Annotated in this window: 12 protein-coding genes; 6 read left to right on the forward strand and 6 right to left on the reverse strand. The window is 63.2% G+C overall.

Going from position 1 to position 15,874, the window contains the following annotated elements; translation table 11 throughout:
* The first annotated feature begins 2 nt into the window (after window positions 1-2).
* Together H2170_18175 and H2170_18180 are read left to right on the forward strand one after the other, a co-directional pair.
* Entirely contained in the window at window positions 3-4,256 is a 4,254-nt protein-coding gene (locus tag H2170_18175) for a TIGR02680 family protein (protein MCS6302002.1), read from the forward strand.
* Window positions 4,257-4,261: 5 nt separating this feature from the next.
* Window positions 4,262-5,575, forward strand: a complete 1,314-nt coding sequence (locus tag H2170_18180) for a TIGR02679 family protein (GenBank protein ID MCS6302003.1) — start codon at window positions 4,262-4,264, stop codon at window positions 5,573-5,575.
* A gap of 179 nt (window positions 5,576-5,754) precedes the next feature.
* Here the strand turns inward: H2170_18180 and H2170_18185 are convergent, their stop codons facing one another.
* The 3 genes from H2170_18185 to H2170_18195 all read right to left on the reverse strand — a co-directional run bounded on the left by H2170_18185 (window position 5,755) and on the right by H2170_18195 (window position 8,269).
* The gene (locus tag H2170_18185; GenBank protein ID MCS6302004.1) at window positions 5,755-6,768 is read right to left on the reverse strand and encodes a peptidyl-prolyl cis-trans isomerase; all 1,014 of its coding nucleotides are present in this window, start codon (window positions 6,766-6,768) and stop codon (window positions 5,755-5,757) included.
* A 357-nt stretch (window positions 6,769-7,125) separates the two neighbouring features.
* A complete protein-coding gene (locus H2170_18190) occupies window positions 7,126-8,007 on the reverse strand; it encodes an HDOD domain-containing protein (protein MCS6302005.1) in 882 nt (293 codons plus the stop codon).
* Window positions 8,008-8,026: 19 nt separating this feature from the next.
* Window positions 8,027-8,269, reverse strand: a complete 243-nt coding sequence (locus H2170_18195) for an HDOD domain-containing protein (protein MCS6302006.1) — start codon at window positions 8,267-8,269, stop codon at window positions 8,027-8,029.
* A gap of 701 nt (window positions 8,270-8,970) precedes the next feature.
* Here H2170_18195 and H2170_18200 point away from each other — a divergent pair.
* The 3 genes from H2170_18200 to H2170_18210 are packed head-to-tail and all read left to right on the forward strand — an operon-like array spanning window position 8,971 to window position 11,425.
* Window positions 8,971-10,050 carry a DNA replication/repair protein RecF gene (locus tag H2170_18200; GenBank protein MCS6302007.1) on the forward strand — a complete coding sequence of 360 codons (1,080 nt, stop codon included), beginning with the start codon at window positions 8,971-8,973 and terminating at the stop codon, window positions 10,048-10,050.
* Window positions 10,047-10,784: a sulfite exporter TauE/SafE family protein gene (locus tag H2170_18205; protein MCS6302008.1), complete on the forward strand. Its 738-nt coding sequence runs from the start codon at window positions 10,047-10,049 to the stop codon at window positions 10,782-10,784. Before H2170_18200 ends, H2170_18205 begins: the two co-directional genes overlap by 4 nt.
* Before the next feature lie 17 nt (window positions 10,785-10,801).
* On the forward strand, window positions 10,802-11,425 hold the full coding sequence (locus H2170_18210; protein ID MCS6302009.1) for a crossover junction endodeoxyribonuclease RuvC: 624 nt from the start codon (window positions 10,802-10,804) through the stop codon (window positions 11,423-11,425).
* A gap of 236 nt (window positions 11,426-11,661) precedes the next feature.
* Here H2170_18210 and H2170_18215 read toward each other — a convergent pair whose 3' ends face one another.
* Entirely contained in the window at window positions 11,662-11,991 is a 330-nt protein-coding gene (locus H2170_18215; protein ID MCS6302010.1) for a hypothetical protein, read from the reverse strand.
* 182 nt (window positions 11,992-12,173) lie between these two features.
* Between H2170_18215 and aspS the strand changes: the two genes are divergently transcribed.
* Window positions 12,174-13,970, forward strand: coding sequence for an aspartate--tRNA ligase (aspS, locus tag H2170_18220; GenBank protein MCS6302011.1), 1,797 nt, complete (start codon window positions 12,174-12,176; stop codon window positions 13,968-13,970).
* A 511-nt stretch (window positions 13,971-14,481) separates the two neighbouring features.
* On the opposite strand, the gene H2170_18225 is transcribed toward aspS, so the two are convergent.
* Window positions 14,482-15,069: a TIGR00645 family protein gene (locus H2170_18225; GenBank protein ID MCS6302012.1), complete on the reverse strand. Its 588-nt coding sequence runs from the start codon at window positions 15,067-15,069 to the stop codon at window positions 14,482-14,484.
* Between the two features lie 92 nt (window positions 15,070-15,161).
* A complete protein-coding gene (gene rpe, locus H2170_18230) occupies window positions 15,162-15,815 on the reverse strand; it encodes a ribulose-phosphate 3-epimerase (protein ID MCS6302013.1) in 654 nt (217 codons plus the stop codon).
* Window positions 15,816-15,874: the final 59 nt, after the last annotated feature.

Below are 15,874 nucleotides of genomic sequence, written 5' to 3' on the forward strand. Positions count from 1 at the left end.
CCATGCCCGCCGCCGCCCCTTCCGCCGTCCCCGCCATCGCTGACTCCTCCCCGCTGCCCGCACCGGCGCGAACCGATCGTTGGCAACCGCTGCGCAGCGGCGTGCTCAACCTCTACCGCTACGACTACGAGGAGTTTCATTACGCGGAGGGCCGCCTGCTGTTGCGTGGCAACAACGGCAGTGGCAAGTCCCGCATCCTCGCCCTGCAGCTCCCCTTCCTACTCGACGGCGAGGTCTCGCCCGCCCGCGTCGAGCCCGACGGCGACGCCGCCAAACGCATCGAGTGGAACCTGCTCATGGGCAAATACCCCGAGCGCACCGGCTACACCTGGATCGAGTTCGGCCGCCGCGACGCCGACGGCACCGCACACACCCTGACCCTGGGCTGCGGCCTGCGCGCCGTCGCCGGCCACACCGGCCTGCACAGCCGCTGGTTTTTCATCACCACCCAGCGCATCGGTCGCGACCTGTTTTTGCAGACGGCGCAACGCACCCCGCTCGGCCGCGACCGCCTCACCGAGGCAATCGGCGACCACGGCCGCGTTTTCAAAGAAGCCAAGGACTACCGCGCGGCCGTCAACGACACCCTCTTCGGCCTCGGCCCCCGCTATGGCGCGCTCATCGAACTGCTGCTGCGCCTGCGCCGCCCCCAGCTCACGCGCAAACTCGACGAAAACGAGCTGCCCAACGCCCTCAGCGACGCCCTGCCCACACTTTCCGGCACCATCATCGAGGAGGTCGCCGAATCCTTCCGCAGCCTCCAGGCCGACAAGGACACCCTGCGCGCCTTCACCGAGGCCCGCGCCGCCGTCGGCGTTTTCCTTCAGGACTACGCCACCTACGTCCGCATTGCGGTGCGCCGCCGGGCCGCCCAGGTGCGGACCACTCAGTCTGGCTACGAAAGCGCCCAACGCGCCGCCAAGGACGCCGCCGCTCGGCTCGAAGCCGCCAGTGCCGAGCTCGCCAGCCTCAGCCGTCTGCGTGCCGAACTCGACACCCAACAGGCCGGCGCCGAGACCGCCGAGCGCACCTTAGCCGAAAGCCCCGAGATGCGCACCGCCGACGAAATTCGCCTGGCCAGCGAAGCCGCCGCTAAGGAGGCCGACGCGCTCGGGGTTGCCAGTGGCGACGAAGTTCGTGCCGCCAGCGCCGAGCAACTAGCCCGCTCGCGTCAACTCCAGGCCGAGGAAGCCGCCGCCGGTTTTAACGAAAACCTTGCCGCCAGCCTGCACGCCACCGCCAGCGCCGCTGCTGCCGCCGACCTCGCCGAGCCCAACCGCCTCCACCTCGGCCGCGCCGCCGAGACCGATGCCGCATCCCTGCCTTCCACCGCCGCCACCGCCGAGAAGCAACTCCACCGCGTCCTCGCCCAACGCGAACGCGCCCTCGGTATTCTTCGCGTCCAGGAAAAATCCGCCGCTCAGTCGCTGGCCCAGCTCCACCTCGCCGACGCCGAGCTGCGCCGCGCCCAGGAACACGCCACTGCCGCCCGCGAGGCCGAGCACTCCGCCCGCGAAACCCTTGATGCCCGTGCCGCCGCCCTATTCGCGTCCTACTCCAGCTGGCGCGCCGCACTTCGCCACCTCCAACCCCCGCACGGCGAGACCCTGGCCGACACCTTTGCTGACTGGGTTGAAACCCGCGAGGGGCCCGGCCCGCTCCTGCGTGCGGCGGATGCCGCCAGCACCGCGACCACCGCGCTCCTCGCCGCCCGTCAGGTCACCGTTGCCCGTACCGCCGCCGAACTCACCGCCGAGCTTGCCCAGATCGCCGCTGAAATCGACCGCCTAGAAAACGGCGACACTCCGCCGCCCCCGCCGCCGTCCACGCGCCGCGCCGAACGCACCGGACGTCCCGGCGCACCGCTCTGGCGGGTTTGCGATTTCCATCCCGCTTTGCCGCTCACCGAGCGCGCCGGGCTTGAAGCCGCGCTCCAAGCCTCCGGGCTGCTCGATGCCTGGGTGCTGCCCGACGGCCGCCTGCTCGCCGCCGACGAAGACACCTACCTCGTCCATGCCGCCAGCGACGCCACCGGCCCGGCCCGCCACCTCGGGCAACTGCTCGTGCCCGCCATCGACACCGAGGACGCCGCCGCCGGTCAGCTCACCCCGGCGACTCTGGCCGGTTTGCTTGCCAACCTCGGCGGTGCCCCCGGCCAAGGTCCGCACTGGGTCGCCCCCGATGGCCGTTGGCAACTCGGCCCGCTCTCCGGACGCTGGACCAAGCCCGAGGCCGATTACCTGGGCGCGAGCACCCGTGCCGCCGCGCGTCGCCGTCAAATAGATACGCTGCGCGGCCGTCAGCTTGAGTTAACTGCCCACCTGGACCAAGCCCGCGAGGCCATCGAAGCACTGGTCGCCGACCAGGCAGCGGCCGCCGCCGAGTTTACCGCCGCGCCCTCCGAGGAACCGCTGCTGCGGGCCGGCTACGAACTGGAAACCGCCGCTCAGTCCGTGGCAAATTCACTTTATGCTGCTGAGCGCGCCGCCCAGCTCGCCTCCGCCCGGCGCATCGAGTGGGAAAATACCCAAGCGGCCCTCCACCGCGATGCGGCCGACCTGCATCTCGCCGCCTGGCTTGGCCGCCTCGACGAGCTCGTCGGCTTGACCCAGGCCTACGACAAAGCCCTCGCCGGCCTCTGGCCCACGCTGCGCCACGCCGCGACCCTTGAAGCACAGCTGGCCGCGTTGCGTGAACAGACCGCCACCGCCGGAGCCGAGGCCCACACCCGCCGCTCCCGCCGCGAGCAGACCGCCGCCCTCGCCGAAGCCGCCCGCCAGCGCTTCCTTACCTTGCAGGAGACCCATGGTGCCAGCGTCGCCGAGATTTTGGAAAAGCACCGCGCTGCCCGCGCCGAAGTGGTGCGCCTCAAGAACGAGATCCACGCCAACGAAAGCCAGCAGCGCACCCAGACCGCCGAGCAGTCTCGGGCCGAGGAAAACAAGTCCACCGCCGAGCAAAAACGCGCCGACCAAGAGGTCTTTCGCCGCACCGCCATCGCCCACCTCCAAGGACTCGCCGCTCAGCGTCTGTTCGCCGAGGCCGACCCCGCTTTCCGCGCCATTGAAGCAGGCGAGTGGAGTGTGGCCGAGGCGGTCGACATTGCCCGCCAGATCGAAACCCGCCTCGCCGACACGCCCGCCGACGACACCGCTTGGCAACAGCGGCAAGACCGCATCCACAGCCATATCCAAGAACTGCGCGACCAGCTCGTCACGCACGGCCACCAGCCCGAAACCCACCAAGTCGAAGACATTATTCTGGTGCGCTGTTTGTTTCAGGGAAAACCCCACACCATGACCGAGCTGCACGCCGCCTTCTCCGCCGAGCTGGCCGAGCGCGATCGCCTCCTCCAAGCCCGCGAGCGGGAGATCATTGAAAACCACCTGTTGGCGGAGGCAGCCGTGGAGTTGCAAAAACTCATCCGCGCGGCCGACGCCTGGCGCACCGACGCCAATGCCGAACTCGCCTCCCGACCCACCAGCACCGGCGTGCGTTTTCGCTTTCAATGGGAATCCGACACCGAGAGCCGTTTCCACGAAGTCCGGCCGATTCTCCTACGTAAAGGCGAACTGTGGACGCCGTCCGAACGCACTGCGCTGGCCGGCTTCCTGCAAGGGCGAATCGCCGCCGAGCAGACGGCCGATGAATCCGGCTCCTGGCGCGACCATCTGGCCCGCGCCCTCGATTACCGACGCTGGCACCGCTTCGTGATCGAGCGCCAGCAAGAAGGCCACTGGCGCCGCCTCGATAAAACCACCTATGGCACGGGCTCCGGCGGCGAAAAGGCCCTCGCGCTCACCCTGCCGCGCTTTGCCGCCGCTGCCGCGCATTACCGTGGAGCCGCGCCCACCGCGCCCCGCCTGGTCATGCTCGACGAGGCCTTCGCCGGCATCGACCCGACGATGCGCGCCCAGTGCCTCGGCGTACTCACCCAATTCGACCTCGATATCGTCATGACCAGCGAACTCGAGTGGGGCTGCTATGCCACCGTGCCCGCGCTGGCCATTTACCACCTCACCACGCTGCCCGGCCTCGACGCGGTTGCCGCCACCCGCTGGCTGTGGAACGGACGCGAAAAGAAACAACGCGACCTTCCGCTTTCGCCCGCCGCGCCACCAATCAGTCTTGCATCGAGTGACGGCGCGCAGGTGGCGGCGGCCACCTCCAACGCTGACGACGACGGCACCGCCCACGGGCCAACCGGCGCGCCCGCCGACAACGAGGAAGCTCCGCCGGAACTTCCTCTCGGTTAACCGTCATGTCTGCCCCGTCGCCCACGCCTACGAATTCGCCCAAGCCCGCGCCCACGAATTTGCCCAAGCCCGCGCCTACGCCGGTTGATCTACCCCGGTTGCGCAGCACCCTCGGCCAACCCGAGTTGGGTCGGTTGGTGGATGCGCTCCAGCGCCGGCTCGAATTGGGCCGTCCGCTGGAGGGCCGCCTCACCCTCGTTGATGCCACGGCGAGCGAACGCACCGCCTTCGACGCCCTGCTCGGCCGCGTGAGCCGCCCGGGCGCTTCGCTCGGGATCGACCTCGGCGAACTCGTCGAGGTGCTCCACGACGCTGGCATTTGCGCCGATCTTACCACGGCGGTGCACGCCCTGCGCGGCCCGGTGGACGATCGCCGCGCCCTGGCCGAGCGCCACCAAGCGGTGTGGACCGCGGTGTTGGGCACCGCCACCGCTCGTTTCGCCGCCTGGCCGCCCTTGCAAAACTGGCTGGGTGAACTCGCCGCCAGCGGACTGCTCAAACGCCTCTGCGACGATCAACCAGCGTGTGCCGCCTCGTTAGTTGACGAGCTTGCCCGCCTCGCCACCGCGCTGCCCGTGCACGCCGAGCCGCTGGCGACACTGGCTGCGCGACTTTTTGGTGATGCGCACGCCCTCGATCCCGGCACGCCCCGCGCCACGCTGGCCCTGCGCCTCGCCGCTCGTCTGGGAGGCGTGGAGTTGGACGACGATGCCGAAGGTCGCCGCACCGCCTGGGCCTCGGTGGGCGTGCTTTGTGACGAGCTCAGCACGCCGGTGTTGGTGTTTAATTTGCCCGCGCAAGCCGACACCCCCTTGACCCGCCTGCTGGCGACGGCGCGTCGGGATGGCGAACCGCTCCACCTCTCGTTGCGTCACCTCCTAGTCTGGCCGCTGGCGGGTGATCCGGGGTTGGCAGGGCGGACGGTTTTTGTGTGCGAAAACCCGACCATCGTGGCGCTGGCGGTGCGCCGGCTGGGAGTGCGGTGTGCGCCGTTGGTGTGCGTGAACGGGCAGTTTGCCACCCCGGCAAAGGTCCTGCTGCGCCAACTCGCCGCCGCCGGTGCCCGGCTACGTTACCATGGCGATTTCGATTTGGGCGGGCTGACGATTGCCCGCCGCGTGCTGGCCGAGCCCGGTGCGCTGCCCTGGCGGATGAGCCCGGCGGATTACCTGTCCGCGCCCAAGGGGAAAAAGCTGGCGACGCGCGAAGGGTTAACCAGCCCGTGGTGTCCGGAGTTGGCCGAGGTGATGAAGCAAAACGGCAACTCGGTGCACGAGGAAGCGGTGGTTGAGTCGCTGCTCGCCGATCTGGCGGGGTAGTCCACACCCTGCCGAAGCGAGCGCCCGCCCCCTGTTCTCGCGCTTGCACGCCGGCTATTAAGGCGAACACCGGTTCGCCTGCTGCCCGCCCGCTCCGGCACAAGTCTGTCGCAACCGCAAAAAAAGCGCCGGCACGCCGAGGTGTTCGGCGTGCCGGCGCTTTTTTGGCGGTCTCCCGCTCAGTAGATTTTAACGTACGCGTTGCGGCGCAGGCGCTCCAGCCAGCGGGCTTCGGATTCACGCGCAATTTGATTACCAAGGATGCGCTCGATCTGCTCGCGCACTTCAGCCAGGGGCTGCAAGCCGGCAAATTTGCGGTCTTCCACGTACAGCAGGTAAACGGCCTCGGGGGCGAGAATCGGGTCGGTGGCCTGCCCTTTGGTTAACTCAAAGAGGGGCTTGCTGAACTCGGCCTTGAGGTCGGCGCGGGGCTGCCAACCCCAGTCGCCGCCCTTGGTGCGTTTGGCGTCTTGGCTGAGCTCGCGGGCCAGGTCCTCGAACTTCTCGCCGGCCTTGAAGCGGTCGACGATTTTTTGCGCGCGGGCGAGCAGGGTTTCGTCGGTTTCGCCCGTCTGGCGGGTCAGTGAGAGCAGGCGCATGTGAACCTGGTCCTCTTGCTGAAAGCGGTCCTTGTTTTCGTTGTAGAAGGACTCGACGCGGGCGGGGCTGACAATGTTGCTGCTCTTGCGCTGCTGGCTGCGCATGTAGTCGTAGATCATGTCGTCTTCGACCTTCCTGCGGTAGTCGCGGTAGGTCATGCCGGTGTTGCGCAGGTAGGCGAGGAACTTGGTCCGGTCGCTCTCGAAACGGCGGATCTGCTCCTCGGCGATGGCGTTGTTAATGTAACTGGCCGGGACCTTGCGCTTATCGTCCTTCTTGAAGTCCTTCACGATGAGGATGCGGTCGATCATCTCCTGGATGATTTCGTCCTGAAGGGATTCGAGCTTTTCGTTGAACTCCTTCTCGTTGCGAGCGGAGCGCTGCAGGGCGGGCACGCGCGGGCCGATTTCGCGGCGCAGGTCGTCGACGGTGATCACCTTGTCCTCGGCGACCGCGACAACGCCGTTGGCGAAGCGTTGGGAGAGGTTGTCGGTGTGTACTGGAGCCATTTGCGGTGCAAGTGGTTGTGCCAATACGGCAAGCGGGGTGAGGGCGGCAAGGGTGGCGAGCGTACAGAGCCGGCGGATCATCATGGAATGGGCGGATTGGGCAAACACGGAGGGAATACTGGAGTTAACCTAGGTGGGCGAACAGGGCGGTCAACCGTGGAAACCGCGTAGCACAACAGTCGGGGCGTTGCTCAACTTACACCCTTGGAGTGTTGGGGTGAAACGGGTGCGGCGTAGGCGGGCGACGGTGGGGTTGCCCCGGCCAAACCAATTCGTGTTCGAGATGAGCTTAACGAGAGCGATTCCTCGGGGCGCGACTACCTTGAGATAAACACCCTGAGCTCACGCTCAAGGCCACGTGGAGTTTACTCGCGAAGCGTGTGGCCTTGAGCGTGAGCTTGTTTACCCACCGAAACTATCGGCGAACTGAGTTAAAGCGCGCTAAAGTGATTTCGATCCTTCGGTAGCTATAACCACACCGCTTTGCTCGCAGATACTCTTGGTTGCCTCAGTGATATCCTCGCTCAATTGAAGTATATCTACTTTAGAAATACCGGCCTGCGTGAAATCCGCTTCGGAGGTGGGCCATGCGTCACTGGTAACGCCAAGCCCAAATTCAGTGCTGGCCACCAAGGTCCCTGTGATGCGCAAAAGAGCGCACCACCGATTAATCGCAGGGTCAGCTAATGGTGCTAGATCGTGTTGATGGTTTATTACCTCCACCAGCAATGGATTCATCCCCCACAGGGCGAGCACGGAGCCGCCGATTTCGGTGTGGCTGAGTCCAAAGGTTTGCCGCTCCCAGTTAACGACCGCCTGGATATCCGGCAAATCGGCGGCACCGGCCGGAATCTCCATTTGCAGTGCAACACGCTGGATCACAATACGTCCTAAATTGTGTAATAAGCCGATGGTGTAGCCCGCCTTGTGATCCAGTCCAGCGGCGGAGGTGATGATCTCCATGCCAACCGCCATCGCAATGGTGTTGGCCTGGAGGCGATCCGCGGAGATTCGGTAAATGGGGAGACTTTGCTCGCAGAGTTGAGCGGATACGGTGATGCAGGCGACCCGATAGGCCTGAAACGCGCCCAGCCAAGCGAGCGCCTGGTCGAGGCTGGTGACCGCCTCGTTTCGCGAGTAGCAGGCGCTGTTGGCCATGCGTAAGAGGCGACTCGTTATAGCGACATCCATTGAGGCCAAGCGCACGACCAACTCCATATCTACATCGGGTTTATTTATAGCCCGGTAAAGCGCGTCGATAAGTTTGGCGGATGAAGGCAGTCTTGCGGAGGCCGCTTTAAGGCAATTGAGGTCGACCTTCATGGAGTTGGGAATGCGGCAGTTAGGCGCCAAGATTAGACTCGATCACGTCCTCCGTAGTGGCTGCGGCGATAAGTCGGGTGATTTCCCGCAGTCCCACCAACCGTAAGGCCTCCTCAATGGTTTTGCAGATGTTGCTGGTCCTGATGGGGAAAACCGTGTTGGCGAACGTAACAATCTGCGTCGAGAGCTCCCGGTGACTACTCATAATGTGAGCGACCTCAGGAATCGTGGTGCGCGGATTACGAATGGCGTGTTGAAGCATTCCGAGGGTCTCGCCGGATCCATTCAATGTCTCGGTTATGGCCAAGACACAAACCGCGTCGTTCGCCAGTCGTTTTGCTCCGCATGGCAGGTTTGGGTTGGCTCCTAAATTCATGGTGAAGAGGTGTCTGTAGGAGTTTTTACTAAATCGTGGCTTTGGTTTTTTACCTCAGGGAGCCTCCTCTTATGCAGAGTGCAGTCCATGCGACTCGGTCACTTTAGCGCATTTCTCGATTAAGGACATGAGGGTGTTTCCCGATGCCTCAACGGGAAACACCCCAGTCGAGTCCTAACGTGTTAAAATTTAAACGGATGCGGATGGGGAAAAGTTTTGGCGCTTCTGCATGAAGTGCTGCTTGCGGTGCACCTGAACGCAGGCAGGGTGCTCATCTCCGTTTTTGGGGCAAGCGCCTCAAACCGTTAACCACTGATGGGCACTCATGGACACTGAACAACCCGCAGAGATCGCGATCGATTGCGTAATCCTCTTTTTGCGACTCCTGCGCATTTTTGCGGCTCAATCTCCCGTTTTTTAACTCACGCGAGTGGGGCGGTTTTTATGTCATTTGGTGTTTTTTGTGGCCAATGGTTTGGAGGCTCGGTCATGCGGGCTGAAGCACCGCACTACTTCCGCCCCGCGCAGCCGCTTTTGCGTGGAATTTGATTCCGGTGGCGGCGACTTGCCGGCCTAATGCGGTTTTCATGCGCCTTCGCCGGATTACCCTGCAGCACTTCCGCAATGTCCCTTTCGCCGAACTCACGTTTGCCGGGCGGCAGCAGTTTTTCGTGGGCACCAACGGCCAGGGCAAAACCAACCTGCTGGAGGCGGCCGGATTTGTGAGTGCGTTGCGCTCGTTTCGCACCACCGACACGCGCCTGCTCATCGCCCACGGCCAGCCGGAGGCGGCGCTGGCTTGCGAGTTTGAACATGAGCGTTTCGGCGTTTCGAAACTGGTCATCAAACTGCGTGCCGGCGGCAAAGAGGTCTGGTGCGACGGCGAAAAGGTGACGCGCCTGGGCGACTACCTGGGGCGGTTTCCCACCGTGGTGTTTTCGTCGCAAGATCAGCAGTGGGTGCGTGGCGCGCCGGGGCTGCGGCGGCGGTGGCTCGATTTTACGCTGGCGGCCATGGATCCGGCCTACCTGCGCGCCTTGCAGGCCTACCACAAGGCGCTGGCCGAACGGAATGCGTTGCTCAAACGCGGTGCGGGCGGGGGCGAACTGAGCGCCTTTGAAAAGCCGTTGGCGTTGGCCGCCGCCGAGGTTCAGGCCAAGCGCACCGCTGGCATCGCCGAATTGGCCGGGCATGTGACCACCGCCTATGCGCAAATCGCCGACGGCGCCGAACGCGCTGGGTTGCGCCATGCCCCCGATATCACCGCCGAAAACGCAACCGCATGGCTGGGGGTTTTTGAGCGGGGCAGGGGACGCGACCTGCAGTTCCGCACCACCGTGGCCGGGCCGCACCGCGATGATTTTCACTTTTTGTTGGATGACCGGCTTGCGCGCGACTTCGGCTCGGAGGGGCAGCAGCGCAGCCTGGTGCTGGCGCTGCGGTTGGCGCAGGTGAGTTATTTCCGCGTGCGCGCCGGGGTGGAGCCGTTGCTGCTGGCCGACGATGTGCTTGGCGAACTGGACCCGGCGCGGCGGCGGCGGTTTTGGGCGACCTTGGGCGAGTCGCGGCAGGTGCTCGCCACCGGCACGAGTTTGCCCGACGCGGAGTTGGGCGAATGGGAAGTGTTTCGGGTGGCCGGCGGCGTGTTTACCAAGGAGGGCGCGTGAACCTCGATCCGTGGCAATGGGCGCTGGCGTTGGCCGGTGCGCTCCTCGTCGGGCTTTCAAAAACCGGGATCGGCGGGCTGGGCATGGTGGTGGCGGTGATTTTCACCAGCTTTATCCCCGCTAAGCAGGCCAGCGGCGTGGTCCTACCCTTGCTCATCTGCGGCGACCTGATCGCCGTGCTGGCTTACCGGGCGCACGCGCAGTGGGCGCATATTTGGCGGCTGTTACCCTGGACGGTGGCAGGCGTGGTGGCGGGGTATTTTGCGCTGGGGCGCATGGGCGACCGCGAGGCGCGGGTGTCGATCGGCGTGATCATCGTGGGGATGGTGACGTTGCAACTTTGGCGGCGTGCGCGGGCCAAGCCGGGTGAATTGCCCGAGTTGGGCGCGTGGTTCGCGCCGAGTCTGGGAGTGCTGGCGGGGTTCACCACGCTGGTGGCCAACGCCGCCGGACCGCTCATGGCGATTTACCTGCTGGCGATGCGCCTGCCGAAACTGGAATTCGTGGGCACTAGCGCGGTGTTTTTTCTTCTGCTAAATCTCTTTAAAGTCCCGTTCATGGTGAATCTGGGGCTCATCACGCTGGACAGTTTCAGCTTCAATTTGCTGCTGGCGCCGGCCGTGTTGCTGGGCGCGTGGCTCGGGCGGCTGCTGTTGCCCAAGATCAATCAGCGTGTGTTTGAAAACCTCGCGCTTGGCCTGAGTGCGGTGGCGGGACTACGGTTGTTGTTTTAATTCTTTTTCCAAAAGCCATGGCGCGATTGAATGTAAGGGACATGTGGGCGGCAAAACTGGCGGGCGGGCCCATGCCTGCGGCCAAGGCCGCGCCGACGCGTATCGCCGGTTTGGGCACAGGCGCCGGGGTGGCCGCGACGTTCTCGCTGCAACGCGCGCCGTTTGTGGGCGTGGTTCTGGGCATTGACCCGTCGTTGCGCGGCACCGGGTTGGCGCTGATCGAGTTCGCTCCTTCGCGGCAGCCGGTATTGCTGCGCTGTCGCACGCTCAAAATCCCGTCCAGCCGGCCGATGTCTTATGCGCTGGGCGAAATCCACAAGGCGGTGGCGGCGTTTTTGGTGGATTTCAAGGTGCGGCACGTGGCGCTGGAGCAGACCATTTACGTGCAAAATTTTCAGACGGCGCAGATTTTGGGAGCGGCGCGAGGCGCGGCGATTTCGGCGGCGGCACTGGGCGGCATGGATGTGTTTGAATACGCCCCGTTACGGGTGAAGCAGGCGGTGACGGGCGCGGGCCGGGCGAGCAAGGAGCAGTTGGCGCGCACGGTCATGGCGATGCTCGGTCATGGCGCGGTGTTGGCCGCCGACGAGGCCGACGCGGCGGGCGTGGCTTTATGCCACGCGTTCACCTGGCGCGAGTGATGCGGGCTGTGCCGGTATCCTTCGGCACACGTTTTTCATCCATTCGCATCCAAGATGAGCTTAAAAAACGGGTTCGTGGGGGAGCGAGTGCATGCGGGTACACCTTGAGCTCACGCTCAAGGCCACGGGGAGCGAGTGCGCGAAGAGTGAGTTCGTGAGGCGGGATTTCGCGAAGCGTGTGGCCTTGAGCGTGAGCTCAAGGTGGCCGTAAACCACAACTTCAACGCTAATTCGTATTACGGGCTAGCCGGGCTGCCGCCGAGGAAAAGTAATTCCATTTTGGGCGAAACATGGTGGAGGGCGTCGGCCGCCTCGTTCGTGTCGCTGGTATCGGCGGTATCCAGGATGACCATTTTGGGGTGGTCCCATTCCAGGCGTTGGCAGGCCTTGTCGACCGAGGTCAACCAGACCGGCTTGAGGTCGCCGCCAAGTTGCCGGAGAAAATCACTCACCGCCCGTGCCATCAGGGGGCTCCGCGTGATGACCAACACGGCCTGTCCGGGCGCGGGTTGAACATCGATGGAGAGGATAAAGGGGCTGGAGGAAATAGGAGTATTGGAGAGCATGGGTTGAGGTGGTTTAATCTGGCCTCAGCTTAGTCGAAATCGAAGGTGCCACCAATCGGGCGTTCCCTCCCTTTCGGGGCAGGTAAACACCCCTAGTCGACTAGGGGATTTGGCGCTTTTAAGCGGACTTTAGATTTGCGGTCCGAGGCTGACCTGCGCTTGGTGAACGACTTTTAATTACCATGAAGCGCACCCATCATTGCGGCCAGCTCACCCCGTCCGATCTTAACGCGAACGTTTCGCTCCTAGGTTGGGTGGATTCCATCCGCGACCACGGCGGCATCCTGTTCATCGACTTGCGCGATCGTAAAGGCATCACCCAGGTGAAGTTCGATCCGCAGGTGAACCCCGCGCTCGCCGCCGAGGCCTCCCACCTCAAGCCCGAATCCGTCATCGGCGTGGACGGCACGGTCGTCGCCCGCCCCGAGGGAACGGTTAACAAAACCCTTCCCACCGGCGGCATCGAGGTGGATGCCTCCACGTTGACGATTCACAACATCTCCGACACCCCGCCGTTCCCTCTCGACGATGTTGGCGGCGACAAGGTCAACGAGGACCTGCGTCTCACCTACCGTTACCTCGACTTGCGCCGTCCCAAGATGCGCAAAAACCTGCAGGTGCGCCACCGCGCCGCCAAGTCGATCCGCGATTACTTCGACTCCCAGGAGTTCATCGAGGTGGAAACCCCCGCGCTCTTCAAATCCACGCCCGAGGGTGCCCGCGAATACCTGGTGCCTTCGCGCATCCATCCCGGCGAGTTTTACGCGTTATCCCAGTCGCCCCAGCAGTTTAAGCAGATCCTCATGGTCGCCGGCGTGGAGCGTTACTTCCAGATCGCCCGCTGTTTCCGCGACGAAGACCTGCGCTCCGACCGTCAGATGGAGTTCACCCAGGTGGACGTCGAAGCCTCGTTCATCACGCGCGAAGACGTTTACCGTCTGTTCGAAGGCATGATCACCAAGGTGTGGAAGGACGTCCTCGACGTGACCATCCCCGCGCCGTTCCTGCGCATGCCCTATGTCGATGCGATGAACCGCTTTGGCGTGGACAAGCCCGATCTGCGTTTCGCCATGGAACTGAGCGATCTGTCGCCGATTTTCAAGGATTCGGCCTTCAAGGTGTTCCAAGCCACGGTGGCCGGCGGCGGCGTCATCAAGGCGTTTACCGCCAAGGGGCTGGCCGATCTCACCCAGGGCGAACTCAAGGCGCTCGAGGATGTTGCCAAGTCACTCGGTGCCAAGGGCCTTGCCTTCATCAAGGCGGAAAAGGGCGAATGGAAATCGCCCATCGTCAAGTTCTTCTCCGACGCCGAAAAAGCCGCGCTCACCGCGCAACTCGGTATTGAGGAAGGCGACATGGTGTTCTTCGCCGCTGCGCCTTGGGAAAAGGCCTGCGCCATCCTCGGTCGCATCCGCCTCGAAGCCGCGCAACTGCTGGTCAAACGCGGTAAACTCACCATTCGCGCCGACGATTGGAAGTTCCTGTGGGTAATCGACTTCCCGTTGATGTCCTACGACGAAGAGCGCGGCGGTTATGCGGCGACGCACCATCCCTTCACCGCGCCGGTGCCCGAGGATGCGGCGTATCTCGACACGGACCCGAAGCGGGTGCGCGGTCAGCATTACGACTTGGTCTTGAACGGCATGGAGCTGGGCGGTGGTTCGATCCGCATTCACCAACCCGCGCTGCAAAAGAAGGTGTTTGAAGACGTGCTCAAGATTCCCGCCGACGTGGTGGAAAGCCGCTTCGGTTACATGCTCAAAGCCTTCACCTTCGGCGCGCCTCCGCATGGCGGCATTGCCTTTGGTTTGGACCGCATGGTGGCGCTGCTCTGCGGCACGACCAGCATCCGTGACGTCATCGCCTTCCCCAAAACCCAAAAGGGCCAGGACCTGATGGCGCAAAGCCCGACTCCGGTGACGGCTAAGCAGCTCAAAGAGTTGCACATTCAGACCGTGATCCCGACGCCTGTGGCGTAAACCCCGCCGACGCGGGCAGTATGGGCTGGCGGTTGCGCTGATGGGCCCGAATCAACGGCTACCAAAAAGCCCCGGAGTGAACTCACTCCGGGGCTTTTTCGCGCTTAGGGATCAGGAAGAAGCTAATGCCAGCAGCTGAATGCTTTTAGACTCAAATCCCACGGGCGAGACGCCCGTGCCACGTCGAGCAGTTCCGAGCGTGGCTTGGGCGTCTCGCCCATGTCGGGGAAAAGTCTAAAATAATTCTGTCGTTGGTATAAAACACCAATCAGGCGCAGGTCTTGAACGGTGATTCGGCACGGACGACACCGAGGTCGTCTCTTCGGGGCGACTTAACCTGAATTCCGAAGTTCAAACCAACCACAGATTACACAGATTACACAGATACAATCCCTTAGGAGGTAAACGGACTCAGCTTGATCCCCTTTTTTCATCCTGTCTTCAAATTCAGTAACACTCTGTTATCTGTGCTCATCTGTGAATTCCGTGGTTAAAACTTCGGCGTTCGGGCTTAATGTTTGTCGGCTTTCGGCGCAGGCGACCCGAGCATGACCCGGTCGGTGTACGCGATGCCGAGTGCGGACAGAATGAAAACACCGTGGATGATCGTCTGCCACATCACGCCTTCGGAGGTGATCGGCGTGCCGGTAGCCGGAATTTGCTGAAGTGACGGCGGCAGGCCCAGGCTGCCGGCGGCGATGAAGGTTTTTAGCAAATGCACCGAACTGATGCCGATGATGGCCATGGCCAGTTTAACCTTCAAAACGGAGGCATTCACATGGCTAAGCCACTCGGGCTGGTCGGGGTGATTGTGCAGGCGCAAGCGGGACACAAAGGTCTCATAGCCACCGACGATCACCATCATCAAGAGGTTGGAGATCATGACGACGTCGATCAGGCCGAGCACGATCAACATCATCTGTTGCTCGGTGAGACGGGTGGCTTCCGAGATCAGGTGCCACAGCTCTTTTATAAAAAGTACAACGTAAACGCCCTGCGCGACGATCAAGCCAAGGTAAAGCGGAAGTTGCAGCCAGCGAGAGCTGAAAATGAGGGCGGCCAGTGGGCTGAGACGTGGATGGGTGGACGGTTCTTTCATGAATGGCGGTGAAGTTGCAGGTGTTTTGCCCTGAGGCAATCGTACTCGATTTATTAAGTGGAAAGTGTTTTTAACGAGATCCTTAGCATTAATTACCAGGCTGCGGCGGTTTGGGCGAAGGCGGCTTTATCTGTTGCCCCAAAGAACGAGGAGCCGGCAACAAAGGTGTCCACGCCCACCGCGCGGCATTCCGGGCCGTTTTTCAGGTCGATGCCTCCGTCCACCTCAAGGCGGAAGTTAAGCCCGCGTTCGCGGCGCCAAGTGTCGATTTGGGCGATCTTGGGCAACATGTCGCGGCGGAACGGCTGGCCGCCAAAGCCGGGTTGCACGGTCATCACCAGCACCAAATCGACTTGGTCGAGCAAGGGTTCTATGGCCTCGGCGGGGGTCGCGGGATTGAGCACGATACCGTTTTGGCAACCCAGTTCGCGGATCCGCTTGAGGGTGGCGGCGTGATCGTAGGTGGGCTCGATATGGATGCTGATGAGGTTGGCCCCGGCCTTGGCGAACGCTTCGATGTAACGCTGTGGCTCGGCCAGCATCAGGTGGGTGTCGAAGAACAGCTTGGAGCCTTTGCGCAGCGCGGCGACCGTTTGCGGACCGAAAGTCAGGTTAGGCACAAAGTGGCCGTCCATGATGTCGAGGTGGATCCATGAAACACCGAGGGATTCCACGATCTGGGCGCTGGCCGCGAGGTTCGCGTGGTCACCAGCTAGAATAGACGGGGCGAGAATCGAGGCGTGCATTGAACCCAACAATCAGGGCCGAGTGTGGGCAATGGAAAGCCGAAACTCGCCAATCGGGC

The sequence above is a fragment of the Opitutus sp. genome, from assembly GCA_024998815.1.
GTDB lineage: Bacteria > Verrucomicrobiota > Verrucomicrobiia > Opitutales > Opitutaceae > Rariglobus.